The organism is Pseudomonas sp. AKS31, from assembly GCF_023634765.1.
In the GTDB taxonomy this organism is placed as follows: domain Bacteria; phylum Pseudomonadota; class Gammaproteobacteria; order Pseudomonadales; family Pseudomonadaceae; genus Aquipseudomonas.
In genome coordinates this window covers 501,104-527,858 of the sequence record NZ_JAMLFX010000002.1, presented here as the reverse complement: position 1 = coordinate 527,858, position 26,755 = coordinate 501,104, and the positions used below count along the sequence as shown (strand labels likewise).

22 protein-coding genes and 1 pseudogene are annotated in these 26,755 nt (G+C 59.2%); 13 read left to right on the top strand and 10 right to left on the bottom strand.

The annotated features are described in order from the left end of the window. From M9827_RS08410 to M9827_RS08390, 6 genes are all read left to right on the top strand, one after another. A partial coding sequence (locus tag M9827_RS08410; protein ID WP_250605029.1) for an immunoglobulin-like domain-containing protein occupies window positions 1-2,780 on the top strand: 2,780 nt, incomplete at its 5' end. 512 nt (window positions 2,781-3,292) lie between these two features. Beyond that, on the top strand, window positions 3,293-3,577 hold the full coding sequence (locus tag M9827_RS08405; protein ID WP_250605027.1) for a DUF3077 domain-containing protein: 285 nt from the start codon (window positions 3,293-3,295) through the stop codon (window positions 3,575-3,577). Then, on the top strand, window positions 3,574-3,696 hold the full coding sequence (locus M9827_RS27730; RefSeq protein ID WP_284676802.1) for a hypothetical protein: 123 nt from the start codon (window positions 3,574-3,576) through the stop codon (window positions 3,694-3,696). The genes M9827_RS08405 and M9827_RS27730 overlap by 4 nt, the downstream gene beginning before the upstream one ends. Beyond that, window positions 3,697-3,840 (top strand): hypothetical protein, encoded by a 144-nt coding sequence (locus M9827_RS08400; protein ID WP_235374511.1) that lies wholly within the window; start codon window positions 3,697-3,699, stop codon window positions 3,838-3,840. It abuts the gene before it with no gap. 218 nt (window positions 3,841-4,058) lie between these two features. After that, window positions 4,059-6,293 (top strand): TonB-dependent siderophore receptor, encoded by a 2,235-nt coding sequence (locus M9827_RS08395; protein ID WP_250605025.1) that lies wholly within the window; start codon window positions 4,059-4,061, stop codon window positions 6,291-6,293. Window positions 6,294-6,478: 185 nt separating this feature from the next. After that, window positions 6,479-6,688 carry a hypothetical protein gene (locus tag M9827_RS08390; protein WP_250605023.1) on the top strand — a complete coding sequence of 70 codons (210 nt, stop codon included), beginning with the start codon at window positions 6,479-6,481 and terminating at the stop codon, window positions 6,686-6,688. Between the two features lie 424 nt (window positions 6,689-7,112). On the opposite strand, the gene M9827_RS08385 is transcribed toward M9827_RS08390, so the two are convergent. The 5 genes from M9827_RS08385 to M9827_RS08365 form a co-directional block, all read right to left on the bottom strand. Beyond that, window positions 7,113-7,610, bottom strand: coding sequence for a GNAT family N-acetyltransferase (locus tag M9827_RS08385; RefSeq protein WP_250605021.1), 498 nt, complete (start codon window positions 7,608-7,610; stop codon window positions 7,113-7,115). 190 nt (window positions 7,611-7,800) lie between these two features. After that, window positions 7,801-8,382 carry a DinB family protein gene (locus tag M9827_RS08380; RefSeq protein ID WP_250605019.1) on the bottom strand — a complete coding sequence of 194 codons (582 nt, stop codon included), beginning with the start codon at window positions 8,380-8,382 and terminating at the stop codon, window positions 7,801-7,803. A 17-nt stretch (window positions 8,383-8,399) separates the two neighbouring features. Further along, on the bottom strand, window positions 8,400-9,515 hold the full coding sequence (gene zapE / locus M9827_RS08375) for a cell division protein ZapE (RefSeq protein WP_250605017.1): 1,116 nt from the start codon (window positions 9,513-9,515) through the stop codon (window positions 8,400-8,402). A gap of 22 nt (window positions 9,516-9,537) precedes the next feature. Further along, a complete protein-coding gene (locus tag M9827_RS08370) occupies window positions 9,538-9,879 on the bottom strand; it encodes a nuclear transport factor 2 family protein (protein WP_123450045.1) in 342 nt (113 codons plus the stop codon). Window positions 9,880-9,932: 53 nt separating this feature from the next. After that, window positions 9,933-10,649, bottom strand: a complete 717-nt coding sequence (locus M9827_RS08365; RefSeq protein WP_250605015.1) for a helix-turn-helix transcriptional regulator — start codon at window positions 10,647-10,649, stop codon at window positions 9,933-9,935. Window positions 10,650-10,844: 195 nt separating this feature from the next. Between M9827_RS08365 and M9827_RS08360 the strand changes: the two genes are divergently transcribed. The 3 genes and pseudogenes from M9827_RS08360 to M9827_RS08350 form a co-directional block, all read left to right on the top strand. Then, entirely contained in the window at window positions 10,845-12,311 is a 1,467-nt protein-coding gene (locus tag M9827_RS08360) for a nucleobase:cation symporter-2 family protein (RefSeq protein ID WP_250605013.1), read from the top strand. A 67-nt stretch (window positions 12,312-12,378) separates the two neighbouring features. Then, window positions 12,379-12,852, top strand: coding sequence for an LEA/WHy family protein (locus M9827_RS08355; RefSeq protein ID WP_123450050.1), 474 nt, complete (start codon window positions 12,379-12,381; stop codon window positions 12,850-12,852). Between the two features lie 30 nt (window positions 12,853-12,882). Continuing rightward, window positions 12,883-13,032: pseudogene (locus M9827_RS08350) on the top strand (GNAT family N-acetyltransferase); the annotation flags it as partial. A 141-nt stretch (window positions 13,033-13,173) separates the two neighbouring features. Here M9827_RS08350 and M9827_RS08345 read toward each other — a convergent pair. After that, window positions 13,174-14,097 carry a carbon-nitrogen hydrolase family protein gene (locus M9827_RS08345; RefSeq protein WP_250605011.1) on the bottom strand — a complete coding sequence of 308 codons (924 nt, stop codon included), beginning with the start codon at window positions 14,095-14,097 and terminating at the stop codon, window positions 13,174-13,176. Between the two features lie 84 nt (window positions 14,098-14,181). Here M9827_RS08345 and M9827_RS08340 point away from each other — a divergent pair, with 84 nt between their 5' ends. Next, window positions 14,182-15,090, top strand: a complete 909-nt coding sequence (locus M9827_RS08340) for a LysR family transcriptional regulator (protein WP_250605009.1) — start codon at window positions 14,182-14,184, stop codon at window positions 15,088-15,090. 4 nt (window positions 15,091-15,094) lie between these two features. Here the strand turns inward: M9827_RS08340 and M9827_RS08335 are convergent, their stop codons facing one another. Beyond that, a complete protein-coding gene (locus tag M9827_RS08335) occupies window positions 15,095-15,349 on the bottom strand; it encodes a hypothetical protein (RefSeq protein ID WP_007917411.1) in 255 nt (84 codons plus the stop codon). Between the two features lie 154 nt (window positions 15,350-15,503). Here M9827_RS08335 and M9827_RS08330 point away from each other — a divergent pair, with 154 nt between their 5' ends. Next, window positions 15,504-15,821: an ElaB/YgaM/YqjD family protein gene (locus M9827_RS08330; RefSeq protein ID WP_016982860.1), complete on the top strand. Its 318-nt coding sequence runs from the start codon at window positions 15,504-15,506 to the stop codon at window positions 15,819-15,821. Between the two features lie 60 nt (window positions 15,822-15,881). Here M9827_RS08330 and M9827_RS08325 read toward each other — a convergent pair whose 3' ends face one another. Continuing rightward, window positions 15,882-16,922: an Ldh family oxidoreductase gene (locus M9827_RS08325; protein WP_250605007.1), complete on the bottom strand. Its 1,041-nt coding sequence runs from the start codon at window positions 16,920-16,922 to the stop codon at window positions 15,882-15,884. Between the two features lie 229 nt (window positions 16,923-17,151). On the opposite strand from M9827_RS08325, the gene M9827_RS08320 reads away from it, so the two are divergent. After that, a complete protein-coding gene (locus M9827_RS08320; RefSeq protein ID WP_250605005.1) occupies window positions 17,152-22,005 on the top strand; it encodes a dermonecrotic toxin domain-containing protein in 4,854 nt (1,617 codons plus the stop codon). An 85-nt stretch (window positions 22,006-22,090) separates the two neighbouring features. Here the strand turns inward: M9827_RS08320 and M9827_RS08315 are convergent, their stop codons facing one another. After that, window positions 22,091-22,360, bottom strand: coding sequence for a PepSY domain-containing protein (locus M9827_RS08315; protein WP_250605003.1), 270 nt, complete (start codon window positions 22,358-22,360; stop codon window positions 22,091-22,093). A 152-nt stretch (window positions 22,361-22,512) separates the two neighbouring features. Here M9827_RS08315 and M9827_RS08310 point away from each other — a divergent pair, with 152 nt between their 5' ends. Then, entirely contained in the window at window positions 22,513-23,514 is a 1,002-nt protein-coding gene (locus M9827_RS08310; RefSeq protein ID WP_250604998.1) for a FecR family protein, read from the top strand. Between the two features lie 55 nt (window positions 23,515-23,569). On the opposite strand, the gene pvdQ is transcribed toward M9827_RS08310, so the two are convergent. After that, entirely contained in the window at window positions 23,570-25,915 is a 2,346-nt protein-coding gene (gene pvdQ / locus M9827_RS08305; RefSeq protein ID WP_250604993.1) for a bifunctional acylase PvdQ, read from the bottom strand. Between the last annotated feature and the right edge of the window lie 840 nt (window positions 25,916-26,755).

Here is a 26,755-nt window from a genome sequence, read left to right as displayed (position 1 = left end):
AGCTGCTGGTCAAACTGACCCGCCCCGGCGAATACGATGACATCCCCGGCGATGACGGCCACTCCGACCTGAATTTTTCCCTCGACCGCTACGAAGTCGACCAGAAATTTTCGGAAACCGACGTGGTGACGATGCGCATCGTTCCCTACCGACACCTGACCCGCTACGACCGCATCCACGCCCGCTGGGGCAGCCAGCAAGTGATGCATCTGGTCAGCCCGGAACAAGCGGCGGATCCGGTGAAAAACCCCATCGACATCACTTTCGATTACGACCTGATCAAGGCCGCCGGCGATGGCTCCGCGGTGGCGGTGGCGTTTCAGGTCGTCGACCGCTGCGGCAACTACCCGGACGAGCGCGCGCCATGGTCAGCCCTGCAGTCGGTGCTGGTGGACATGAACGGTGATCGACTGGACTCTCCACTGGTGCTGGTCAAAGGCCAGCCGACCGATCGCGTGGACCTTGAAACACTGGGTGACGACGATGTCATCGTTCGCGTGTACACGACGGCTAAAGACTTTGCCGTGAACGATGAGGTCGTCCTGACCTGGACCGGTACCCCCGCGCAAGGTCCGCAAATCATCGTCGGCCCGTTATCGAAAACGGTGGATTCCGTGCCCTTTCAGCTCGACTTTATCATCCCCAACGAAGCCGTACGCGCCATCGCCAAGGGCAGTGCGTCGGTTGGTTTTGTCCGGTGCCGCGAGGCTGAATCCGACCGCCCCTCGAAAAACGCCAGTGTCAGCGTCGTGGGCGATATCAGCCGACTGCCCGCGCCTAGCGTCGTCGAGGCACCGGGCGGGACGTTGCCAGTCGACACTTCGTGGGCGACGGTGAGTGCTCCGTGGTACGTCGGTCGCAACGCTAGTGATCTGCTTAACGTGATCTGGGAGGCAAAGACGCCCGGGGGCGATACCGTTTACTACGAGGATCCGCGCCAGGTCGGCAACATCGCGGATGGCGAGCCCGTCTTGCGCGCCGTTGCCCAGAGCGATATCCAGCGTTTCGATGGTTTGAGCGTCAAGGTCTACTACGTCGTCACCAACAGCGAAACCACCCTGTTCAGCGTGCGCGAATCACTGCCGTTCATGATGCAGGTGGGCGTGCCAATGCCAACCTTCGATCGCCCGGAGGTCGAAGGGGCAGACGCCAATGACGTGCTGGATCCGGACAAGGTGCCGCCGACCGGCGCAACACTGGTCGTGCCCTTCCTTGGCACCCAGAACAAGGACCGCGTGACCTACCGCTGGCGCGGCTCGGCCAGCGGCGGCAGCACCAGCGACTATCTGGACATGATCCCGGCCACGGTGGGCAAACCGGTGAAGTTCACGGTGGGCAAGGCATACGTGACTGCCAATCGTAACGGCACAGTGGTGGCGGATTACAGTATTCAGCGGGGGGGAGAAACGCTGGGGCATTCGCGGGAGTTGAAACTGCGGATCGGCGTGGCACTCGATCTTAAAGATCCCGAGATCAAAGAGGCGCCCAATAACATTCTGCAACCCATCGCCGCTAAAGACACATTGACTGCTGTTGTCCGGGCTTATCCGGACATGATCGGTACGCAGGTGAGCGTGACGTGGACAGGTACTCCGGGAGAGGGCAGCAAAACGGAGGGTCCGGTAAATGTGACCATGCAGCAGGATATGGAGATCCCCCTGCCCAATTCGCTGGTTGCATTCAACTTGGGTAAAATGGTCAAGGTGATTTACACCGTCATTCGCAATGGTGTGCCGCAAGACTCGGACGAGTTAATCCTGACTGTGTTGCCGATTGCTGATGGTGACAAGAACTTACCGACGCCAAGCATTGATGGTGCGGTGGGCGATGAGTTGGATGTGACACGGCTGGAGGAAGGTGCGCAACTGCGGATTGAAAAATGGATGTTGCAGGCTGTGGGCCAGTGCATCTGGCTGCGTTACGACGGGACTGACAAGAACGGTAACGCTGTAGAACAAGTGCTCTGTGCAGGTGAAGCGCATCAGCAGGTAGAGGGATTGGTGACGGCGGCGCAAGTTGCTTGGTTGCAGGAGCTTAAGGATGGAAGTCCGTTTGCGATTACGCTCAAGGTGAATTTTGATAAGTCGGCTAATGCGAATACGGCAGTAAGTTTTCCGATAAAAATATATACGGTCAAGGAGGCATCTGAATTTGAAATCGACACTACTCCTATGGTCTTGGACGGAGTCCACCTAGTCCCGGCGCTTGCGCCATACACCCCGCCCTATGAGACGACTGCATACTTGCCAGACAAAGCCCACCTGACTCGGATAGCTCGAGGCGGTAACCCGCCTTATCAATATTCCTCATCTAAACCCAATGTCGCCTCCGTTGATCCAACCACTGGGCACGTTGTCTCCACAGGTATCGGAACCGCTCGTATAAGTGTGCAAGACTCTATGGGAAAAGTCGTCGGTTATGATGTTAAATGCGACCATGTATATGAATTAGTCTATCGAGCAACCCATACGCCATATGCTCAAGCCTCCGCTTGGCTGGCAAGTATAGGAGCGCATTGGTTTAGCAGGACAGGAATTCCGGTTTACATCCAACAGGTGGAAGCGCTCAGATTTGGGTTCCAACTGGGTAGGAGCACCCTCGACAAATGGTTCTGCCTGAACGTGCAAACCAATGGAAGCTATCCTATTGCACACACCTCAGACCTACCAGCAGACTGGACCAGTATTCCACCCATTAGTGGAATTGATGTCTATGGGTATATCGCAGATCCGACACAAAGTTTGCCCTGTCTCGGATACCGGCCACTTAACCGTGCCTAAGGAGTTTATCGGTAGTGTCGAATACGTTGGTGGGGAGTAAACGTGAACAGACCACGATTCCCATCCACACGATCGTCAATTTAGCTACGTAGCTCAAAAGATCGCAACCTTTGACAGCTCCTTCATGGATCGGTGTCGGCGTTGCCGAAGGATGCGATCTTTACATCAGAGAGAACTGACGATTAGTCCACGCGCGTAGCTCGCGCCTAAAAAAATCTCGGCAAACTCCGGTTAAGTGCAGCGGTTGACTGCCCTGCCCTCACTCCCTATCCTCGCGCCCTGTCACGACTCATTCGTGATCGGGTTTGACGGCCTGAAAAATCCAAGACGCACATTGCTCTCCAATGCGCGTGCACTCCTGTGTCCGACGCACTGCTCAATGGTGACTGTGTGCGGGGCATCTTCGGGTGCGCCGGGTGTCTTGGACCGGTCCGTCAACCTGCACACAGTTGCCACCTATTCGTTTGACGGCGATGAAGTGGCAGTTCTCTGACTTCCAAGAGGCTACACCCATGACCGATCCAACCACAAAACCCACCCTCTTCGCCCCCTGCGACCACGTCGCCCACCACCTCTTCACCGTTCAACCCGACATCCCTCTCCTCGACGCCCTCGAACACGCTTCCGTTTACCTCAATTGCGCCGAAGCCCTCGCCCACCAAGCCCCCACTGCCACCCGCCCGGAACACAGCGGATCACTCCAATGGGCCAGCCAGCAAATGCTTGGCACCGCCCGCGCGTTGGTCCTTGCATCCGTCGCCGGTCTGCACGCCGCGCAGGCCGGAGGTGAGGAATGAGTTCGCACATTTCGATGACTCACAACGAACACAGCATTCCAGTCTTGCTGGTCTCCAGCGAAGCGCCGCTGGATGTCTTGCACAGCAGCGCAGCCAGCCGTTTTTTGGCAGTGACGTAGATGATGGAAAGTCTGGCCAGCCTGGATATCTCGTCCGCCAAAGGTGCCGATGTGCAGCAACTGGCCCATGCGGCGGCGATGTTGCTGCGTGATGGCTGTGACGTGATGGATGTGTTGGGCCGGCAGATTCGTTTGCGCGTCTGATAACGGCAAGATCAAAAGATCGCAGCCTTCGGCAGCTCCTACATCGATCGGTACAGGAGCTGCCGAAGGCTGCGATCTTTTGCTTTTTCAGCGAGGTCGAGTCAAACCTCTTAAACACTTTCAAATAACAACATTTCTCGTTTGACACTAAATCCCGGTCCCACCCTTCGTCTTTGAACAAACGGAATTTTTCCCTCGAAGACAAGGAGTCGGCCGCGATGTTCGCGCCCATTACCCGTTCCATGACACTCACCCTCGGCCTGTGCAGCGCTACATTCAGCGCCGATCTGCTGGCTGAAACCGAAGCCGAAAAACCGCCGCAGCCCAATGACACAGCGCTTGAGCTGGCCGCGACCAATGTCAGTGCGCAAGGCCTGGGCACCACCACCGAGAACACCGAGTCCTATACCACCGGCGCCATGAGCACGGCGACGCGCCTGAACCTGTCGATCAAGGAAACCCCGCAATCGGTGTCGGTAATCACCCGTCAGCAGATGGATGATTTCAAACTCGATACATTGTCCGAGGCCATGCGCCAGACCACGGGCATTGTGGTGCAACATCTGGATTCGGATCGGGTCAGTTATTCGTCGCGCGGTTATGCGATCAATAATTTCCAGATCGACGGGATGCTCAACACCTTTGATCGCATGAAGTCGGACTCCGACACCATCATCTACGACCGTATCGAGGTGGTGCGCGGTGCCACGGGCCTGACCACGGGGGCCGGTGATCCATCGGCGACCATCAACATGGTGCGCAAGCGTCCGACCGCGCAGTGGCAGGCGCTGGCCGGGGTCAGTGGCGGCAGCTACGACAATTACTACAGCTACGTCGACGTCGGCGGGCCGCTGGCGTTCGACGGGCGCTTGCGTGGGCGCACTGTGTTGGCGTATCGCGACAACCAGTCGATCAAAGACAAATACGCGCTGCAACGGGAGGTCGGTTATGGCGTGCTTGAGGCGGATCTGAGCGATTCCACCGTGCTGGCGGTCGGCTACGACTATCAGAACAAGCATGTGCAAGGTTCATCCTGGGGCACCGTGCCCTACTGGAATGCCGATGGCAGCAAGGCCGGTCTAGGGCGTTCGACCAACATGGCGACGTCGTGGAGTTCCTGGCCGCTGCAAGACAAAACCGCGTTCGCCACCCTCGATCAGCAACTGGCCGGCGGCTGGCGCCTGAAAGCTGCGTACACCCAACGCGAGAACAATACCGACGGCAAGGTGTATTACGGCGGTGGCGGTTTCCCCGAGGCCGACCGCAGCGGCATGCTCGCTTACACCTCGCACATGATCGGCACGCAGAAAATGCAGGCGTATGACTTCAATGTCTCCGGCCCCTACTCGCTGCTCGGCCGTGAGCACGAAATGATGTTCGGCTATGGCGAGGCCGAACGCCGCTCGAACTCGCCGTACACCATTGCCGGCGCACAACCCAGCGATTACGGAAAAATCCGCGACTGGAAGTACATGGGTGATATCGCCAAATTCAGCGACACCGTCACCGACCTCACCGGCTCCAAGGACGATACCCGGCAGAAAGCCGGGTACATCGCCACGCGCCTGAGCCTGGCTGATGATCTGCACGCCGTGCTCGGCAGCCGATACGGCAGCTGGGAAGCGTCCAGCACCAGCAACCGTTACGACGCCAGCCGGCAACTGACCAAGGTCGATTACACCAGCCAGAAACAGAACGACGTCTGGACGCCTTACGCCGGTCTGCTGTACGACTTGACCCCGGAGTACACGGCATACGTGAGTTACACCGACATCTTCAAACCCCAGGGCAACCGCGACAAGAACCGCAAATATATCGACCCCGTTGTCGGCAAAAACTATGAAGTGGGCGTCAAGGGCAGTTTGCTCGAGGAACGCCTGAACCTGTCCACGGCGGTGTTCTGGAGCAAGCAGGACAACGTCGCCGAACTCGACAACTCGGCCCCGGCAGATCCGGTGACCCGTGAGCAGTTCTACAAATCCGGCGGCAAGGGCAACAAGGTCAACGGCTTTGAGGCTGAAGTATCCGGGGAAATCCTGCAGGGCTGGAACATGACCGCCGGTTACACCTATACCCACTCGGTCGACGGCGACAGCGACAGCGAGCGCACCAACACCAGTGAGCCGATGAATCTGCTGCGCGTCTCCACCGCGTACCGTTTACCGGGCGAATGGCAGGCGCTGACCGTAGGCGGTGCGGTGAACTGGCAGAGCGATGTGTATGGCACGTCGAGCCGACCGGTGGGCGGCGACACTCAGGATGCACGCATCAACCAGAGCGCCTACACCGTGGTCAACCTGATGTCGCGCTACGCGTTCGATCGCCACCTGTCGGCGTCGCTGAACGTCAACAACCTGTTCGACAAGAAGTATTACGACAACGTCGGCTTCTATAACGGCGTGTATTGGGGCGATCCGCGCACGGTAACGGTGAGTCTCGACTGGAAGCTCTAAGCCTTTCCCTTCGACGCGGCGTGCCTTCGCCTGACGGGCGCCGCGTCTGTCTGATATCGCCCCGCAACATGCTGCAAAACCTACACTGAACGGGCGTTAACCCCGCGTTAATTCAGGCCTCCCAGACTCTCTTCCGAGATCTGCTTCATGGACGAACGGCTCCCACTTGTTCAGTAGGAGGCACCATGAAAATCATCACCGTAATCCTTGCCGGGCTATTTGCCCTGGGTTCTGCCAGCGTTTTTGCCGAGGGCGGCGCTGAGCGTATGCGTTATTACTACGACAATTTCCCGGTTCACCACGCCCAGAGCGAGCAGAAGAGCGACGCCAACGCGAAAGAAATTCGCGTTCCCGCCGATCAGACGGCGCAGGTGACCGAGTCCTATCGCGACTGAAATTACCGAGCAACCGATGGACCTTCCGTGGCTCCGCTCTGGCCTGGAAGAAGACAGTTTGGCGCCCTGATTGGGGCGCCTTTTTTATGGGCATTGAGCGGGGTGTTCGACCTTATGCTGTCGCGAGTTCGCAGATTGGGTTGGGTCAGCAAGATCCAACCCCCTCACCCCAGCCCTCTCCCCAAAGGGGCGAGGGGGAAAGGGAGCCGATTTTCATGCTTTTCAAAACCTGCGTTCGGCTCGATGTCTCAGGTCGGCGTATCTTGCCCAAACACCTCGGTCAGTCCCCTCTCCCAAGACACAGGAGCTGTTTTGTGTGCTTTTCAAAACCTGAGTTCGGCTTGATGTTTCAGGTCGGCGTATCTCGCCCAAACACCTCGGTCAGTCCCCTCTCCCTCTGGGAGAGGGTTAGGGTGAGGGGCTTCTAGGCTTGCAGATTCTTGATCCAGAACAGCATGCGCCCGTAATCCGGGTCGAACATGCCCGGCGCAAAGCCGAATTTGCTGTAAGCGTTCTGCGCCACGGCGTTGCCTTCCAGCACTTCGAGGGTGATTTTGCAGCAACCGCGCTGGCGAGAAATTTCCTCGACTTTCTGCAGCATTTTCTGGCTGAGGCCGAGGCCGCGAAATTGGCCGACCACTGCCACGTCGTGGATGTTGACCAAGGGTTTGCAGGCAAACGTGGAAAACCCTTCAAAGCAGTTCACCAGCCCGGCCGGTTCACCGCCGACGAAGGCCAGTACGCTGAATGCATGCGCTCGCCGGGCCAGTTCTTCGGGCAGCCGGCGCAGCAGCTCAGGGTCGAGCGAACGACCGCCGCCCATCGGGTCTTCTGCGTAATGGTTGAGCACGATACCGATGGCCTCGGCGTGCGTTGGATTGCTGTAGCTGGCCTGAAGTACAAGAATCTCTGCGGAATCCATTTCCATCCCCGAACACAAAATCCCCGGCGCGCAAAGTGCGCACTGAAAGGCTGCCTGACCTTAGCGCGGGGGTGATCGGACGGGCAACCCGCAAATGCAAAAGATCAAAAGATCGCAGCCTTCGGCAGCTCCTACAAATAATCGGGTGTAGGAGCTGCCGAAGGCTGCGATCTTTTGATTTTTTGCTTCGTCAGTGGCCCCAAATCAACGCTTCAGTCCAGCCCAGCTCGGCAAAGTCCCCGGCGCGTAGACTGCTCTCACCGACACAGAAAAACTCATCCAGCTGCGGCGGCTTTACCGCTGTGTCACTGAGCATCGCATGCACCTGCCCACGGTGATGAATCTGATGTTCAAACAGGTGCGATAGCATGCGCAAACGGCTGTCATGCTGCGGCGTATCGCGGGCGATGGTGACGATGCGGGCCAGATCGGCATCGCGCAATTGCTCGCAATAGGCGATCAGGCGTCGATCAACGTGAGCCTGCTCTTCGCGCAGTTGCAGGCCGCCGGTAAACGGCTCGTCGACATTGAAAAACACGTAGCAGTCGGGATGCGGCTCGGCCCCGCGCAATTCGCGCTCCAGCGCATCGACGTAGAACCAGTCGCACGTGAGGATGTGATTGAGGGTCAGACGAATACTCGGGAAAAAGCTCACCCGCGGTGCCGCCAGCTCTGCCGCGCCGAGCTGCGACCAGGCCTTGGCCAAACGATGATTGGCCCAGGCATTCTGGTAAGCCATGGTCAGCAAATGATGGGATAACGCTTGGCTCATGTCGGCGCCCTCTTCACTCAAGCTTCGGCAAAGCGCTGCAGCTGCATCTCCTGCAAGCGACTGAGGGTGCGGCGGAACGGGAATTCCAGATAACCCTCGGTGTACAGCACATCCATGGGTACTTGCGCTTCGATGTACAGCGGCACCTTGCGGTCGTAGCACTCGTCGACCAGCGCAATGAAACGCCGCACGCCGTCGTCGTGAACCGACAATTGCGGCAACTCGCGGTCACCCGCAACTACCCGCTGCGCGGCGTCTTCGGTGCCGCGCGCAATGCGCCCTTCGCGTTTCTTTGCGCTGAGATTGGGTACTTCGCTCAACAGAATAGCCGTGTAGCGGTCGCACAGTGCGATGAAGTCCATGGCGGCGAACGGCTGCTCGCAAAGATCGGCGTAGCGGCACCACAACACCGTTTCACTGGCCTGCACCACGTTCAACTGGCGATGACCGACCGCCACCGGTTCGGCGCTGGCCGCTTGCCCGGCGGTCAATGCCTGAAAGACTTCGTTCAGCGCACTGACTGCAGATGTGGCGACAAAGTAGCGTTGCAGGCCCGTCCCCGGATGCAAGCGATGATCCTCGGCGCCATTCACCGCAACCACCTGCATATGCGCCTTGATCGCGGCAATCGCCGGTACAAAGCGGTCGCGATTGAAGCCGTCGGCGTACAACTCATCCGGCGGCAGATTGGAGGTGCAGACGATCACCACGCCTTCGTCGAACATCACCTGAAACAACCGACCGAGAATGATCGCGTCACCGATGTCGTTGACGAACAGCTCATCGAAGCACAACACCCGCACCTCGGCCGCCAGCTCCCTGGCCAGCGCGCGCAACGGATCGGCAATCCCGGTCAGCTGGAACGAGCGCTGATGCACCCAGCCCATGAAGTGATGAAAGTGTTGGCGTCGCGCCGGCACCCGCAGGCTCTGATAGAACTGATCCATCAACCAGGTCTTGCCGCGCCCGACCGGCCCCCACAGATAAACGCCGCTGACCGAACCGGCTCCGGCGTGCAGCGCTTCATGGCATTTTTGCAGTGCCCAGACTGCATGTTCCTGGGCTTCATCCTGGATGAAGCCCTTGTGTTGCACGGCGTGTTGCCAGGCGCGGAGAGGAGAGTCGAAAGTCATGCGCGGCAGTATGCCACGACGGTTACAGGGATATATCCAGTCGGGCGATTTTCCCCTGCTCGTTCAGGCGAAACGTGTAGCGCAACTGCGCCGGGCTGCCGGGGAAGGTTCCGGAAATCAGCCCGTGCACCAGCACCTTGCCGGTGCGCTGTTGCACGTCCAGCACTTCGACCCGAGGCTGATAGCGTTGCCCGGTGTCGTGCATCCATTGCGCGATGGCTTGGGGGCCGACCTGATGCTGGCCCTCGTCGAACACGTTGGCATCCTCGGCAAAAAAACTGCCGACCCGCGAGGTATCGCGCGCGTTGGCCGCATCAATATACGCAGCGATCGCCGGCGCCAGTGCAGAGACGGGATGGGACATGGTTGCAGCTCCTTTTTTGTGTGGTTCTGCGAGCATCCTAAAACAGCGTTGCGTCAGTTTTTGTCAGGAGTGAAACGCCCGCTTTCGTCCAGTTGCATCTGCTCGCGCCAGGTGCGCAACAGATCGCTGCGGCGCCCCGGATAACCCTCGCCCTGACGGCTGGCCGCGCTGATGCGGTCGGTGCGAAAGGTGCGGTAGGCACTGCGCAATTCGCACCACGCGACGATGATCCGCACCTCATTGAGAAAGCCCAGCGCCAAGGGCCAGATCAGCCGCTGGCTGGGCACCTGTTGCGCGTCGGCGTAATCGATGTGCAGTTTGGCCTGGTCGCGGATGGCATGGCGGAACACGTTCAGCGGCACGGCGTTTTGCGGAAAACCATAGCCCGGCGGGCCCGGCATCACGGTGGGATTGCGCAGCGCTTCCTGGGCCTGCGGGTCGAGCACGGCGGCGATTTTCGCCAGCGCATCCGCCGCGGCTTTGCCGAGGAATTCGTCACCGCGCTGATCGACGTAACGCAAACCGAGGACGATGGCTTCGGTTTCGTCGGCATTGAGCATCAGCGGCGGCAGAAACAGGCCGCTGCGCAACACATAACCGATCCCCGCCTCGCCATGGATCGGCGCGCCGAGTGCAGTCAGTTCAGCGATATCGCGATAGAGCGTGCGCTCGGACACTTCCAGTTCGGCAGCCAGGGTTGCCGCCGTCACCGGGCGCTTCTTGCCGCGCAGCACTTGCAGCAAAGTCAAAAGACGAGTGGTACGCGACACGATGGGCAGGCTCTGGAGGGAAAAGATGTTCGAGCTTAGCAGAGGCTGGTGTCAGAAAATGGCAGGAGCAAGGTGGTAGCGAGCAATAAAACCTGACCTTTCAGGCAGTTATTGCTCGTTGCCCTCGCCGCCCTCTTCCGGCATTCTGCGCCTCCATTTTCTGACCCGGCCCCGCCTCGCGGCGCGCAAAACACCATGACCGCCTCTGAAAAAGCCCCGCGCAACAACGACCTGATCTACGGCCTCAACGACCGTCCGCACCTGACCGCCACCGTATTTGCCGCGCTGCAACACGTGCTGGCCAGCTTCGTCGGCATCATCACCCCGACCCTGATCATGGGCGGCGCCCTCGGTCTGCACAGTGAAATCCCCTACCTGATCAGCATGGCGTTGTTCGTCTCCGGGCTCGGCACCTTTGTCCAGGCCAAGCGTTTCGGCCCGGTCGGCTCAGGCTTGTTGTGCCTGCAAGGCACCAGTTTTTCCTTTATCAGCGTGATTCTCAGCGCCGGTTTCATGGTCAAGGCGCGCGGTGGTGGCACCGATGAAATCCTCTCGACGATCTTCGGCGTGTGCTTTTTCGCCGCGTTCATCGAAGTGGTGCTGAGCCAGTTCATCGGCAAACTGCGCATGCTGATCACCCCGGTAGTCACCGGCACCATCATCACGCTGATGGGCCTGTCGCTGATCAAAGTGGCGATGACCGACATCGCTGGCGGTTTCGGCGCGCCTGATCTGGGCGCAGCCAGTCATGTGTTTCTGGCGGCGCTGGTGATCGGCACCATCGTCGTGCTGAACCGCGTCGACGTGCCGTTTTTGCGCTTGGGCGCGATCGTTATCGGCCTGACCTTCGGCTACGTGGTCGCCTGGCTGATGGGCACGGTGGATTTTGCCTCGATGCCCGAAGTGCCGCTGGTCAGCGTGCCGGTGCCGTTCAAGTACGGGTTCAACTTCGACTGGGTGGCGTTCGTGCCGGTGGCGGTGATCTTCCTCGTGTCGCCGCTGGAAGCTGCGGGTGATCTGACCGCCAACTCGATGATTTCCCGGCAACCGGTCAAAGGCCCGCTGTACATCCGCCGGATCAAATCCGGCCTGCTCGCCGACGGCCTCAATTCGGCCATGGCTGCAGTGTTCAACAGCATGCCAATGGTGACCTTCGCGCAGAACAACGGCGTGATTCAGCTGACCGGCGTGGCCAGCCGTTACGTGGCCTTCTTCATTGCCGGTTTGCTGGTGCTGCTGGGGCTGTTCCCGATGATCGGCGCGGTGCTGCAACTGATGCCGAAACCGGTCCTCGGCGGCGCCGAACTGGTGATGTTCGGCACCGTGGCGGTGGCCGGGATCAAGATCCTCGCCGAAGCCGGCCTGCATCGGCGCAACATGTTGATCGTGGCGATTTCGCTGGGCATGGGCCTGGGCATCGCGGCGGTGCCGGACGTGTTGCGCGAGCTGCCGCAAGCACTGCGCAACATCTTCGAGTCGCCAATCACCGTCGGCGCGTTGTGCGCTATCGTGCTGAACATCTTCCTGCCGGAAGAATTCATCGAGCTGGAAGAAGACGATTTCGACCCGGAAGCCTCTATTCTTCAGGTCATGGAAAACCCGGACATGCCGGCCAAAGGTGAACCTGCCTCAGCGGCGGCTGTCGCACAGTTGAACCGCTGACGTCTGGCCTTTGATAGAAAGGGCTGCGCCGGTGACGGTTCAGCCCTTTTTTGTTGAGAGACCGTTTATGCGCCGTTTCCAAGCCGTCATTCTGTCACTGCTTCTGCTGTCCCTCAGCGCCTGTGCGCTGTTCCCCAACCGTGATCCGGTGAACATCAACGTAGTCGGCCTCGAGCCGTTGCCAAGCCAGGACCTGGAAGTGCGTTTCGCCATCAAGTTGCGCGTACAGAACCCCAATGAGACGGCCATCGACTACAACGGCATCGCGCTGGATCTGGAGGTCAACGGCCATTCGCTGGCGTCCGGTGTCAGCGATCAGAGCGGTTCGATCCCACGTTTTTCCGAAACGATTGTCAGCGTGCCGGTCAGCATCTCGGCATTCTCGGTCCTGCGCCAGACACTGGGCCTGAGCCAGACGCAAACCCTCGATAACCTGCCGTACGTGCTGCGCGGAAAACTCGCCGGCGGCCTGTTTGGCACCATGCGCTTCGTCGACAGCGGCAAACTCAGCCTGCCCAAGGCCACTGCCGCGACCTGGTGAACATGCGTTGGCCTGCGGCGTTCTTGAAGACCGAAAGCGGCGCCGAATATTTGCTCGCGCAGGCTCTCGGAGCGCGCGGGGATGCGCTTGATCCGGACCGATAAAGATGATTTTGTCGGTGGGCGTTTCCCTCGGGAAATCTGGGAGATCACGTGCGAGGAATGGCTGGAGCGCCACTGAAAAATTCGCTTTCGAAAACACTGAAAAACCCTGTGGGAGCGGGCTTGCCCGCGATGGCGGTGTGTCAGGCGCCATCAAAGTCGACTGACACCGCCTCATCGCTGGCAAGCCAGCTCCCACAAGTTCTTTATCAGGCTGGAGTCATGCGTTGAAAAGCACGCCCGGTTTGGCCCGTTCATCAACCGACAACTCAAACACATCCGGCCGCGCATAGTGGCCGACCACATCGTAGTCGTAGCGCGCACGCACCAGCTCATCGGTGTCAATTTCCGCTGTGAGCAATCCCGCCTCACCCCGCAACGGACCGGCCAGCACCTCTCCCATCGGCCCGACAATCACACTGCCTCCGGCAATCAATGGGCGATCCGCCGGCCAATTGGCAATTTCCACGCCCAAGTCATTCGGCGAGGCCTGCACCTGACAGGCACTGACCACAAAGCAGCGGCCTTCATGGGCGATGTGGCGCATGCTGACCTGCCACATCTCGCGTTCATCCACGGTCGGCGCGCACCAGACTTCAATGCCTTTGGCATACATTGCCGTGCGCAGCAGCGGCATCATGTTTTCCCAGCACACCACCGCACCGAGCTTGCCAACCTGCGTGTCGAATACCGGCAAGGTCGAACCATCGCCCTTGCCCCAGATCAGCCGTTCGGTGCCGGTGGGCATCAGTTTGCGGTGTTTGCCGACCAGGCCTGCCTGCGGATCGAAATACAACGCCGTGCAATACAACGTGCTGCCCGCGCGTTCGATCACGCCAAGCACCAGATTGGCTCCGGTGCGCGCCGACAGACCGGCCAGCGCTTGCGTTTCGGCGCCCGGCACATCGATCGCATTGGCAAAATAACGGGCATAGGCTTCGCGCCCCTCGGGCAGGCGATAACCCAACTGCGTGCCAAAGCCCTCGCCTTTAGGATAACCGCCCAACAGCGCCTCCGGCATCACCACCAGCGCCGCGCCGGCCTCGATGATCGCGCCTTCCCAACTCAGAATCTGCTCCAGGGTCGCGCCTTTGCCTTCGGGCAAGGCGCCGATTTGCAACGCAGCAACAATTGATTTGGCCATCGCCATCACTCCATCAGGTTCAGTGGTTGCCGATTCTGCGGGGCCACGCGATCATGAATAAAGCCCCATTCACTGCTGAATGATATGAGCCAAATGAATATCGCAACGGTCGACCTGAATCTGCTGAAAGTCTTTGAAGCGCTGCATGAAGAGTCCAGCGCCAGCCGCGCGGCGTTGCGTCTGGGCGTGACGCAATCGGCGGTCAGTGCCGCGCTGCGCAGGTTGCGCGAAGTCTATGGCGATCAACTGTTCGTGCGTACCGGACGCGGCCTGGCGCCGACGCTCAAGGCCAATCAATTGAAACCGGTGGTCAGTGAAGCGCTTAACAAGTGCCGGCAAAGCCTGGCGATGGTTGATCCGGCGGCCAATCAGTACGACGGTCGCTCAGTCACCGTGGGCCTGTCGGATGACTTCGAGATTGCCTACGGTCGCCGCCTGATCGAGGAAATTGCCCGCAGCGCACCGAAGTTGCGCTTGATCTTTCGTCAGACCCACAGTCAGATCGTCGCCCGCGCCCTGATGGAGCGCAGCATCGACCTGGCGATCACTGCCGGGGGCTTTGCCGAGCGCTTGCTCAGCCGTCAGGTGTTGGGCGAAGGTGGTTATGCGTGCCTAATCGATCCCGCGAGCGCGGCGCCCGGCCAGCAACAACTCAGTCTTGAGGAATTTGTCGCCCGCGAGCACATTCTGGTGTCGTCTGGCGGCTTTATCGGGATAACCGATGAGGGCCTGGCGGCGCTGGGCCTGAGTCGGCGGGTGTGCGCTTCGACCACGCATTTCGCCGCGCTGCCGTACCTGCTCAAGGGCAGTCGGGCGGTGGCGACAATACCGACGCATGCCGCTGAAAGTATCGCCGCGCTCAGCGGCCTGACGTTGCTGCCCTGCCCGCTGCAGCTGCCGCGTTACCCGATCGAACTGGGCTGGCGCACCAGCACGCAGATCGATCCGGTGGTGGTCAAAGTCCGCGAGGCGATTGCTGCGACGTTCACTTGAAGTGTTACTTGTTGGCGGCCATCAAGCGATTGACTTCACTGCGCACCATGTTGGCGAACTCCGGCGGCGACATGCCGTCCAGTTCCGCGCGGACCCACTCGGCCCACTTGCCTTTGCGCTTGCCGCGCTCGCCGAACAAACGCGCGGCTTCGCCTTTGGCTTTGCCCAGATTGTTCTGCCAGAGTTCGAACAGACGGGATTTCTCGTCTTCCAGCGCAGCGCGCTCTGCGAGTGATTTGTCGGCCAGATTGAAACTCATGGGGAATTATCCTGCTGCGTAAAATGGCGACATCTTACACGCTCGACGGAAATCTCCCGCGCAGGTTTTTATTTCTGACCTAAATTCAGTGCAACTTTTCAGCAAGCGCCACACTCCATTGATCACTGTCCATTCAACTGCAAGGAGTCACCCAATGGCCCGCAAATCCGCCGTGCAAGCCGCCGAAGATCAAATCAAGGATCAGGCCTTCAGCGAACTTCAGGCTCTGATCGAAGAGTCCGACAAACTGCTCAAGAGCAGCGCCTCACTGGTCGGCGAAGAAGCGGAAACGCTGCGCGGACAAATCGCCCTGAAACTGCAGCAGGCGCTGGATTCCGTGTCGAGCGTACGTGATCGCACCAAACCGGCGGTCGACGCCACCGAAAGCTACATCGGCGGTCATCCATGGCAGACCGTGGCGATCTCCGCCGGTTTCGGCCTGGTGGTCGGTTTGCTGCTCGGTCGTCGCTGAGTCAGGCACACAAAAAAGGCGAACCCTGCTGGGTTCGCCTTTTTTATGCCTGGCGAAAACTTAAGCGCCTGCCAGTTCACGCAACTGCGCCAGCGTCTGCGCATCCAGCACAATGCCCTCAGCCAGCGACTTGCTCCGTTGCCAATGCCGACGATCGCCCGGCAAACGCTTGAGGCCGACACTGTGCATCTGCCGCACCAGCTCACCACTGCGCTCGGCAAAACTCTGCCCGGCGGCTTTGCTCGGGTCGATGACGATCAACAATTGACCGGTCCACGGTGTTTTCGCCCCGGGATGATTGGCCCAATCGAACTCGAAAGAAAAATTCCCCCCCGTTAATGCGGCCGCCAGCAACTCGACCATCATCGACAGCGCCGAACCTTTATGCCCGCCGAACGGCAGCAACGCCCCACCCTCGAGAATCGCTTTGGGATCCTGCGTCGGCTGCCCGAGGCTGTCCACGCCCATTCCGGCCGGCAGCCGCTCGCCTTTGCGTGCAGCGATCTGCACGTCGCCATGGGCGATGGCACTGGTGGCCAGATCGAAAACAATCGGCGCAGCACCGGCCCGTGGTGCCGCGAATGCAATCGGATTGGTGCCGAACAGCGGGCGGTCGGCGCCGTGCGGCACCACGCAAGTCATGCTGTTGACCACGCTGAGCGCCACCAGACCTTCATCGGCGAAGGGCTCTACGTCCGGCCACAGCGCGGCAAAGTGATGCGAGTTGCGAATGGCCAACACGGCAATCCCGGCACTACGCGCCTTCTCCACCAGCAACGGCCGGGCGGCGGCCAGTGCCGGTTGGGCGAAACCGTTGCCGGCATCGACACGGACAAATCCCGAGGCGACATCCTCCACTTGCGGCACCGCGTGGCCGTTGACCCAGCCGCTGTTCAAGGTCGAGACATACCCGGGAATGCGGAACACGCCGTGGCTGTGGGCACCGTCGCGCTCGGCGCCGGCGCAGTTGGCGGCCAGCACTTGCGCGACTTCGGCGGAGGTGCCGTGGCGCAGAAAAATCGTTTCAAGCAGTTGCGTCAGCGCTTCGAGTGACAACGAGGACGAGACGGCAGAGGACACATGATCGTGTGGCGCAGACATCTGAAGCTCCAGAATGATTATTGGAGGGAACAACAGCGTACGGACGACTTGCCCGCCGATTAACCATGCCGGAGCTATTGGCTGTCAACCCTTCGATTGGCGATGGCGGGCATTGGTCCATGGCACATTTCAACTCGATGTGTGCGGTAACTATGTACCGCCTGCACGGCGACCTGCCTGCCTACTCTTGAACTCCCCGCCCAAGGCGTCCCCGTTCAGAGTTGCGAAGATGTCCAGCCCATTGCTATTCCCCGACATACTCAAATTCCAGGGTGAGCATGACGACCCAGGTCGAACGCACGGGCTCAACAGCAAAGATTTCAGCTGGCTCGCGCATGTGCAGCTGGCAACCCACACCCTGCGCAGCGAACAAACACCGCCCATGCTGGCCGAACGCATTCTGCTTAACGCCGACAAGCAATTGGCTGTACCGCTGGCCGGCAGTTTTGTACTCAGCGCCGGGCCGGATGACAGTGGCGTGTTTTTGTACACCCCTTACGACGGTCTGAAAAAGTACAGCGATGAAAAAGCGCTGACAGATGCCCTGCAGACACGCCTCGACAACGCTGACGAAACGGATGATCTGTTGGCCTTTCTCAGTGTTTCGCTGCGCAAGGAACTGGTAGAGAAACGCGGCATTACCCTCACCCGCGAAACCATCGCAGGCGATGTCTTTGACGATCAAAGCGCCACGATCCGCCAGTCTCAGGACACCTGCGCCCGCGACCTGCTGGATGAACTGAAACAGCTGCCGTCGCTCACCACCCTGCTGGAGAAGATTCTCGACGAATTGCTCGAAGCGCATTTTGCCGGTTTGCAGCAGTCGCGCACCCGCGTCAATTTCTATCCCGACAGCGCCCCGCTGTCCGGAGATATCAGGCAATGGATCCGTTCGATGTCATTGAGTGAAGCGCTGTTGCTGCACTTTCGCCGTCAGGGCTGGCCACGCGGCCAGACAGCGCAATTCTCCCACCCGGCCCGCGCAAGCCAGGAGGAAGATCAGGCTGCCTGGGCCGATGCGATCAAGTCTGCGTCAGGGAAACTGACCATGCTGCTGTTTCGACAGCTAGAGGCCTACTGGAACGCCGCTGCATTCGAGGGTTCGCCCAGACGCCTGTGCTTCAGCCAGGCGTTGAAGGATCAAATGCGTGCCGATTTGATGCTCAAGCGCGAAACGGAAATCCTCTGCGCCAGCGAATTCGACGCCCTGCACAGCGTGATCCGGGAGCCGAAGGTGGCGTTCCGACGGCCCAACTTCGAAACCGTGTGCTTGCGTGAGGCGACCGCCCATGTCGAACTGGCCGGCTCGCTGATGATCAACCATGACAAGGCTTATCTCTACACCCCGACCCAAGGCTTGCAAGTCCTCACCGACTACTCCGATCTGAAACAGACGCTGATCGCCAAACTCAGTGCGGCCGGCCATGAAGACGAGCTGTATGGACTGATGAGCCTGGAGGAACGCAATCGCTATCTCGGCTTTACCCAGGTTCAAGTGTCCGGGGAAAACATCGGCGGCGACATCATCGCCACGCTGCTTGAAGCGATCCTCACCAAGCAGCGGCAGAACGTTGAATTCGCCTTGCAGCTCTTCCGTCAGAGTGAGCGCACGACCGATATCCATGCGCTGTTCGACAAGGCGCTGGATATCCGTTCGATGATTCATGAGCGCCTGCTCAAGCTCGACGTCAACGAGCGCTGGAGTACCCGACCGTTGTTTGCCAGTGCGCCGCTCTCATCACGGGTGCAGGCCGACAAGGCTGCGCAACTGGCGATAACACTCGAACGCGACGAGGAGAATCTGAGCCGTCACTTCAAGGACCAGCCGACCGCGAGCAGCGCCGAACAACGCGTGTTTCTCCAAGGCATTCGATGGAAACTGGCGCAGGCTTTTGAGGATGGCGTGCGCGCCGAGGCGCACGTGAGAAATCTCAGCGGTTCCTGGCTGACGGTCGAACGGAAAATAGTCGAGACCGTGTTCGATGCAAAACACGCGACACGCAGGGATCGCCTGGCGTTCAATGGTTTTCGGCCAGATGCCTGGTCGTTGATCCTCACCTGCGCAGGCAAAAGCGATGCACTGCCGCTTGCGCATTGCGTGCTGTTGACCGAGCGCGGAGGCATGGACGCCGAGCATTCCGGACGGGTGATCCTCTGGACGCCAGCCATGGGCCTGGAATCGTTCGACGACATCGCCATTGCGCAAAAGCAATTGCAACGGCGCCTGGACAACAACAACCAGTCTCAGACGCTGCTGGAAAATTTGCCAACGGCACACTATCGACTGGATCAACAATACACACTGGGCCCGTTACAACTGATTGAAGGCGACGTGTTGAATGATCGCATGCAATCGGCCATTGACCATTTCCTGGCCCGTTGTGAGGCGTTACGCGTTTGCATCACGGACAAGTCCGTCCTCGCGAACTCCCTCACGCAAATGGCAAACACGACCATCGATACCAATCTGCGCCGCGCCATCGAACTGACCCGGACTTTCGTCCGTCAACAGGATTTCCCCGACTGGTTGCGCATGGCTCCGGACACGGAACAACGCACACAACTGGCACTGCTGGATGAGGTGCGGCGCAGTGTTATCGAGGGCAAGGATTTTCTCCACGACGTCCCCGCGTTGGCCACCCATGTCGAGCAAACGCTGAAGACTCTGCTCGACGCGCGATTCCCGGGTACCGACCTCAAGCCACAGGAAATCCAGATCACCCCGAATCTCACGCTGGCAGGCCCGCCTTGCAACCTGCTCGACTTTGCCTTGCATCACTACAACATCGTGCAGGGCACCGGTTTCAAGGTTGCCTCGACAATCGCCAGCGCATTGCCGGCAAAGCTTGATCAGTCGGCGGTGCAGCAACTGCTGCAATCCCTCGACATCACCACCACCTACACGCGAAAAGTCACCGACTCGCTGTCAGCCAACAGCGAGTCGGCACGCACCAGCAAAGCGCGTTTCCTCCGTCAGTTGCCCTGGCAATTGATGCAGCACGCGCATGCCTTGAAGTTGCAACAGCAGCTATCGGAAACCGGGTACGACTACATTTGCCAAGTGCTGGATATGCCGGACGGCATAGCGCGCGCCACGGTGCAGGGTGCGCACGCCATCGCTTGCCCGCTGTCATTGATCAAGACCTCCGGTGCCGATTTCGTTGACACCCTCGGACTTTATGTCATTGGCCCCGGCGCGGGACATACAGGGCCACGCGTGCTCTACGCACCCTACTCGCGCTTCGTATTTCGGGAATTCGAGAACCAAGCGCAATTGGTCGAGACCTTGAATACACCGGGGCATTTTCAGGACCTGATCATCCGGCGCCTGCCTTCCGGGCAACAGGCCGTTTTCAAGAACCTGCTGCAAACGACGATTGGCAAAACCAGTGAAATCAAAATTCACAGCACGCCCATCAGCGGCAATCTGCTGGAGCATTTGCACAAGGACACGCTCAGTCTGCTGCCGCAACTTCTCAGGTGCCAGCCGCAGATCAATGCACAAGCCGATTGGGAGACCGCGAAGTCTCTGTTCTGTCACGGTGTGCGTCTGGTTCCCCATCTCTTGCCGGGGAAAATTGCCTCTTTGTTTTTTCTGTGGAAAAGCTACAACGACTTCAAGGAGTCCGCCGAAAACCTGCAGGATCATCATTGGGCCAACGCTCTGAAAAGCTTTATCGCCGGGGCGATCTCGCTGTTTAGCCTGGGGCGTCTGTCCTGGGAAGCAGAGGCAGAATCGGAGACGGCCGAGTTTGCCGCTGAAACGCCGGCGCCAGGACCAAAGGTTGTGCAAGCCTTGGAGAATACGACGGAAAAAGTCGCCAGCCGCTGGGCAAAAGTCCCGCCGGTTACACCCTCTCGCGCCAACTTACAGCCTTATGAAACCAGCACCGCACTCGAAAACCTCAAGTTCGAAGCCAATAAACTGGTGTATGCGGATGCGTCGAATACACGCAAGTACGCGGCGATTGCCGGCAAGGTCTATCCGGTGCTCCTGTCTGAAGAGACGTGGCACTTGCGCAAGAAAGACGGGGGGCTGGGACCTGCGCTTGAACAGAAAAACACAAGACTGGTGCTTGCCCCCGTCGGTCAGGCCGTGCATCGCTGCCGATCGAAGAGGCGCGCGCCTCTGCAAACCAGACTTGAGCAGCACTGTTCAGTTCTGATGCTTATCCAGGCCAGAGGAATGGCGGAAATCAACCGTTTGTACCCCGCCCGAGCGTTCGTGATCCAGCAGGCGGTCGGGCGGGCGAGAACTTACGCGCTGAATTGCCTGCATAACTTTGTCGTACACCGCGACAATCTCGGCGGCACTCGCGTGGAAAGAGTCCTGAGGGACTTTTTCGAAGTGTCGCAGGTGACGCCCATGTTGCTGAAGAAGATCGAGAAGGTGATCCTGCCCCTTTGCCGGGAGCTGACGGACCCTAAAGATGACTTGCTCTATACCGAGCGTTTTTTCGCGGGCCTCAATGCGCGCTACGACGACGATACGGTGGCCTTTGTGTTTAAGGAAGACAGGCGAAGGGTCGTGCACTTCACGGAACATTTTTTCAATCCGAAACTGGATACCTACACCGCTTATTTGCCGCCCAGGTTCAATGTCGACTCCCATGCTCGCGCGGTCACGCTGCTCCACGAACTGTCGCATTTGATCTGCGACAGCGAAGACCTCGTCTCCGTAGAGGCAATGAGTCCGTACCCGGACCTTATCGATACCAACATTGCAGACGGTCAACTGCTCAAAACCGTTCTGGAACGCTATCGCAAGTCTTTGTCGCGCTCCACCACGCCGGCACAGTTATTCGCGGACAAGAATCAGAAAGGAGTGTGGGTGGAACTGGGTCAGTTACCGGAGCAAGCCACGGCTTACAACAAAGTGCTCAGCCTGACCAAAACCAGAAATCTTGCCGAGGCGCGCAAAGCGTTTCGCAATCCGCTCGCTGATGAAGCGCGCATAGACGTGATGATGGCCAACGCCGACTCGATCGCGCTGCTTATCAGCGAATTGGGCAGGCAACTGGATCCACCACCGGCACCGATACCGTTGCCGGCGCCCACATCAAGCCAGGCGAATTCCAGGTAAGCGTCACCGTGCCCAGTGGCACAAAAAAAAGCGCCGGTCTGAGGCCGGCGCTTTTTTTCGAACACACTAAGTATTTACAGCGTGATCAATCCTTTTGGTCGCGCAAAACATTGCCCGATGCCCCGTCGATGCGGAACTCGTAAACACTACCATCAGCCTTGCGTCCTTCGCCTTTCCAGTAGCCGTCGTTGTCGGCTTCGATCTCATAGACCTCGACGTAACCGGCCTTGGTCTTGACGATCTCGATGGCTTTTTCGATGGTGACCCAGCCAGCGCTCGGGCGATCGGCCAACGCTGCGCCTGCGCTGAGCAAACCGGCGGTGGCAATCAACGCTGCGAATGTCTTCTTGATCATTTCTTTTCTCCATTTGTACAGAGTGGTCATTGTCGTCCTGCTTTTTGGGTGCCTGAGGGAAAAATAAGTTCCACTTTGATGGGTAAATGCCATGACGGATGTTCTCGGTCACTTCCCGACAAGGTTAGAATGGGCGAAATCAGGACGAGTCAATGACCCAAGACACTCTCTCGGAAGCCGAATACGATGCGATCACCGATGCCGCCGCGCATTGGTGCATGCGAGTGCACGCCGATGACTGTACGGAAGAAGAACGTCGCGCATTCAAGCAATGGCACGACGCTCATCCCCTGCATGCATTCGAGTATGAAGCCATGCTGGAAATCTGGGACGTGGCCGAACATTTGCCGCGCCCGGCATCTGCTCCGGTCATGCCTGCACCTCAGCCTTCACGCTCGTGGCGTCAATTCGCTGTAGCTGCCGGTGTCTGTGCGCTCGCGTTGCCGCTGGCGGCGTATACCGGCTGGAGTCTGGGCTGGCTGCCCGACAGCTATCAGCATTTTGCCGCCACCGATACGGTCCGCCAGGTCACGCTGAGTGATGGCAGCCAACTCGAACTGAACCTGAACACCGACCTGACCTTCAGCAATTACAAGGACGAACGCCGCGTCACCCTGAAAAAAGGTGAAGCGTTCTTTACGGTCAGCCACGACACGGCTCACCCGTTTGTCGTTCGCGCTGGCGAAGGCAGGATTCGCGTCACGGGTACGCGCTTCAATGTCTGGATGTATCAGGACCAGGTGCGGGTGAATCTGATCGAAGGTTCGGTGCTGGTCACCAGCAACCGCTCATTGCCAGGCGATGGTTTGCGCCTCGGCCCGTCGATGCAGGCGCGCTACAAACAGGGCGACTACATGCCGCAGATCAGCCAGACCTACGCCGGTGACACGTCATTGGCATGGCGCAACGGCAAGCTGGTGCTGGATAACCTCGCATTGAGCGAAGCGCTGCCCCTGATCAACCGTTATCTGAACAATCCATTGGAGCTGGCTGACAACAGTACCGGTGCGATCCGCGTGGGTGGTATCTACAACATCAAAGAGCTGAACAACTTCGCCAACAGCCTGCCCAAGGTACTGCCGGTCTACCTGACCCGTAACAAGGAAGGTAACCCGGTGATCAACCCGATACCGCAACAGCCACCAAAAAGCTGAAGGCCGCAGCCCTTGCAGGATGCGGCCTTCAGGCTCGACGCGATTAACGCTCGGGTTATTGCGTGGCAACCTTCCCTGCCTTGTCCAGCGTCTCGCGCACAGTCTGCACCTGATACTGCGGATCAGCCTGAATCTGCTGTTCGGTAAACGGCAGCACACTCCATTGTTTCTTCGAGAACGCCTCGGTCTGATCCCGCGAATACTTCGACGCCGGATCGCTCGACAGCGAGAACGCCAGCAGCCCTTGGGCGTGCGGGCCGTTTTCGTCAAAGGTCACGACTTGCAAGTAGCTGGTGCCACTGACCACTTCGAGTTTGCCGTCTTCACGCGGCACGCTCTGGATGGCGTTGTAGATGCCCAACGTACCCGGGCCGCCGTGAATCGGCGTCTGCTGCCCGCCGCTGCTGACGACCTGGATATCACCCCAACGGGTTTGCGGCTTGAGGCCCATTTTCGCGCTCGACTCGACCGACGCCAGCATTGCCTCACGCAGTACCTTGGCCACCGCCGGCTGCTCCACTGCCAGACCACGCGGCGTGTGTTGCGCATCCTTGGGATCGAACGCGACACGCCAGACATCCGGTGAAGCCTGCAAGGCCTGCATGATGTTGTGAAAATGCATCAAGCCCAGGCCAGAATCCAGATTGGCGCGGCCATCCCATGCCTTGAGGCTGGTGCAAACCGGCTTCAGCGCCTGCGCGTCGGCCCCCAGGTCAGAGCCACAGAACTTCAGCAGGTCCGGCACCACCTGAGTCGCCAGATACACCTGATCATCCATCACCATCTGCTGCAGATCCTTCACTGCCAGCGGACCTTTCTTGCTCAGCGTACTCAGGCGATCCAGAGCAAACCGTGAACGCAAGCCCAACGGTTGACCTTCCTGGCTGATCAGCGGCGAGAAACCGGTGAGCGGTTGCGCCGGATTGGCCAGCCATGCCGAGTCGTTGGAGTGCTGGACGAAGTCCTTGCGCAGCAGTTGCGGCAATTGGCTGGCAGCATAAATGCCCTTCTGCGCTGCTTGCGGATCGATATCCCACGCGCAGGCGCTGTTGGAGCCGTCCAGCACAATCATTTGCGTACCGATACGCGGGTCACTGCACTTGGCCAGCTTCTCGGCGTTGACGTTCGGCACCACCGACAGGTTCATGTACAACGTCTGACCCTTGTCATCCACGGCCAGGGTGTTGACCCACGGGATGCCCTGAATCTTGTGCACCGAATCCTGCAACGCCTGAAGCGTGGAGGCCTGATTCATCGTGTACCACTGGTTCAGCACGCGATCGTTGTCGAGGTTGGCATCACGCAAGCTGTAGGCGAACTGATTGTCCCAGTCGAGCTTGCCCGGCCATTGCACGATCGGCCCGAATTGCGAGCTGTAGACATCACGCGAAACCGGCACGACCTGCCCATCAGCCTGTTTCACCTGCACAGTGACTGTCTGCTTGTTCAGCGGCAAGGATTGGCCATCGAGCAAATAGCGCGTGGAATCCTTCGGATCGAGTTGCAGACGATACAAGGTGAAGTGTTTCGACGAATCGACCGTGTGCGTCCAGGCCAGATGCTGATTGAAGCCGATGTTGATCATCGGCAGCCCAGGCAACGCTGCGCCCATGACGTCGAGCTTGCCGGGAATGGTCAGGTGCATCTGATAGAAACGCATGCCACCGACCCACGGGAAATGCGGGTTGGCCAACAGCATCCCGCGCCCGTTGAACGAACGCTCGCTACCCACCGCAACAGCGTTACTGCCACGGTCCAGAGCAAAGCGTTGCTGACGCGCATCGGCCAACTGATAGGCCTGCACATCATGTGCGATCGCCGCGGTCGCCTGCGGCGGCGTCGCCCCAGCCAACGCCTCGGCAAACTGGCCAACACCGCCTTCGACCAACAGCCGACGGGTCAGCTTCACCAGATCTTGCGGCGTAATCTCACGCACCCACTCGCCCTGACATTGTTGCGGCAAGCTTTGCTGCCGGCGCTCCCCCAGATAGCGGTTGTAGCCAGCCGCATACCCTTCCACCAGATCACGCACCTGCACAGGCTGCGCCTGCCAGAACGCCTCGACCGCTTGCGGCGTGTTGAGCCAGGTAAAAAACACATCGCTGACACGGTTTTCGCGTTGCTCGACCGTGAACTGCTCCGGCCCGAAATAACGTGAACGCTGTCCGTTGACCGTCACGATCTCATTGGCCAGCAGGCACAGGTTGTCTTGCGCATAGGCATAACCGATGCCAAACCCGAGCCCGCGCTCATCCTGCGCACGAATATGCGGCACCCCAAAAGCGGTACGGCGAATATCGGCGCTGACATCCGTGGCCGGGCTGAACGCATGGGCTGAACAACTCAACCCAAAAAACACGCCGGCCAAGGTCAGTCCGGTTAACTGTCTGGAAATAATCACGCTCGCTCCTGATCGACATGCCAAAGAGCGAAACCGGCGCTGGCACGACTCCGCTCTGGAAACACCCACGCGTCCACGCGCAATGAGCCTGTCGAAGAAACGAAGTCAGCGGAAAAAATTTAGGCTCTCCACGCAACCCCCCAAAGCAGAATCAAAAGCCCCTCACCCTGGCCCTCTCCCAGATGGAGAAGGAACTGACCGAGGTGATTGTGAGAGCTACGCCGACGTGCACACCGAGTCGAATTCAAACACTGAAGCAGATCAACAGCCCCTCACCCTAGCCCTCTCCCAGAGGGAGAAGGAATTGACCGAGGTGATTGCGAGAGCTACGCCGACGTGCACACCGAGTCGAATTCAAACACTGAAGCAGATCAAAAGCCCCTCACCCGCTCCTGACCACTCAACAGGATGAGCGTTAGCTCGGCTGCAGCTCTTGATCTTGCCGTGCTGGCCCCTTCGGCAGGCTGAGTGGAGGGATTGATCCGGGGGTGGGAGCGCAGCGACCGTTCGACGCAGTCGAACACATCGAAAGGAGGTGCAGCGAAGCAAACCGGAAGCGATGCCCCCGGATCGATCCCGGAGCGAAGGAACCCCGAGCCCCAGCGAGCGGGCCGAACGCCGGGGCCCAGACCTTTGGTTCCTTTGGGGCGTTTGCCAAAGGGACTCGCTGTAAGAGCGAAACCGCCAGCCGCAACACCCAAAAAACGGATATACACCCAAAACCCAAAGAGCCTGGTCGGCCCAAAGGCCGCCAAGGCCACCCCCCAATCACAAGGAAAAGACAAATCCCCGACAAAATTTCTACATTTTTTCTTTCATGATTTGTCGTGCTGATACGTC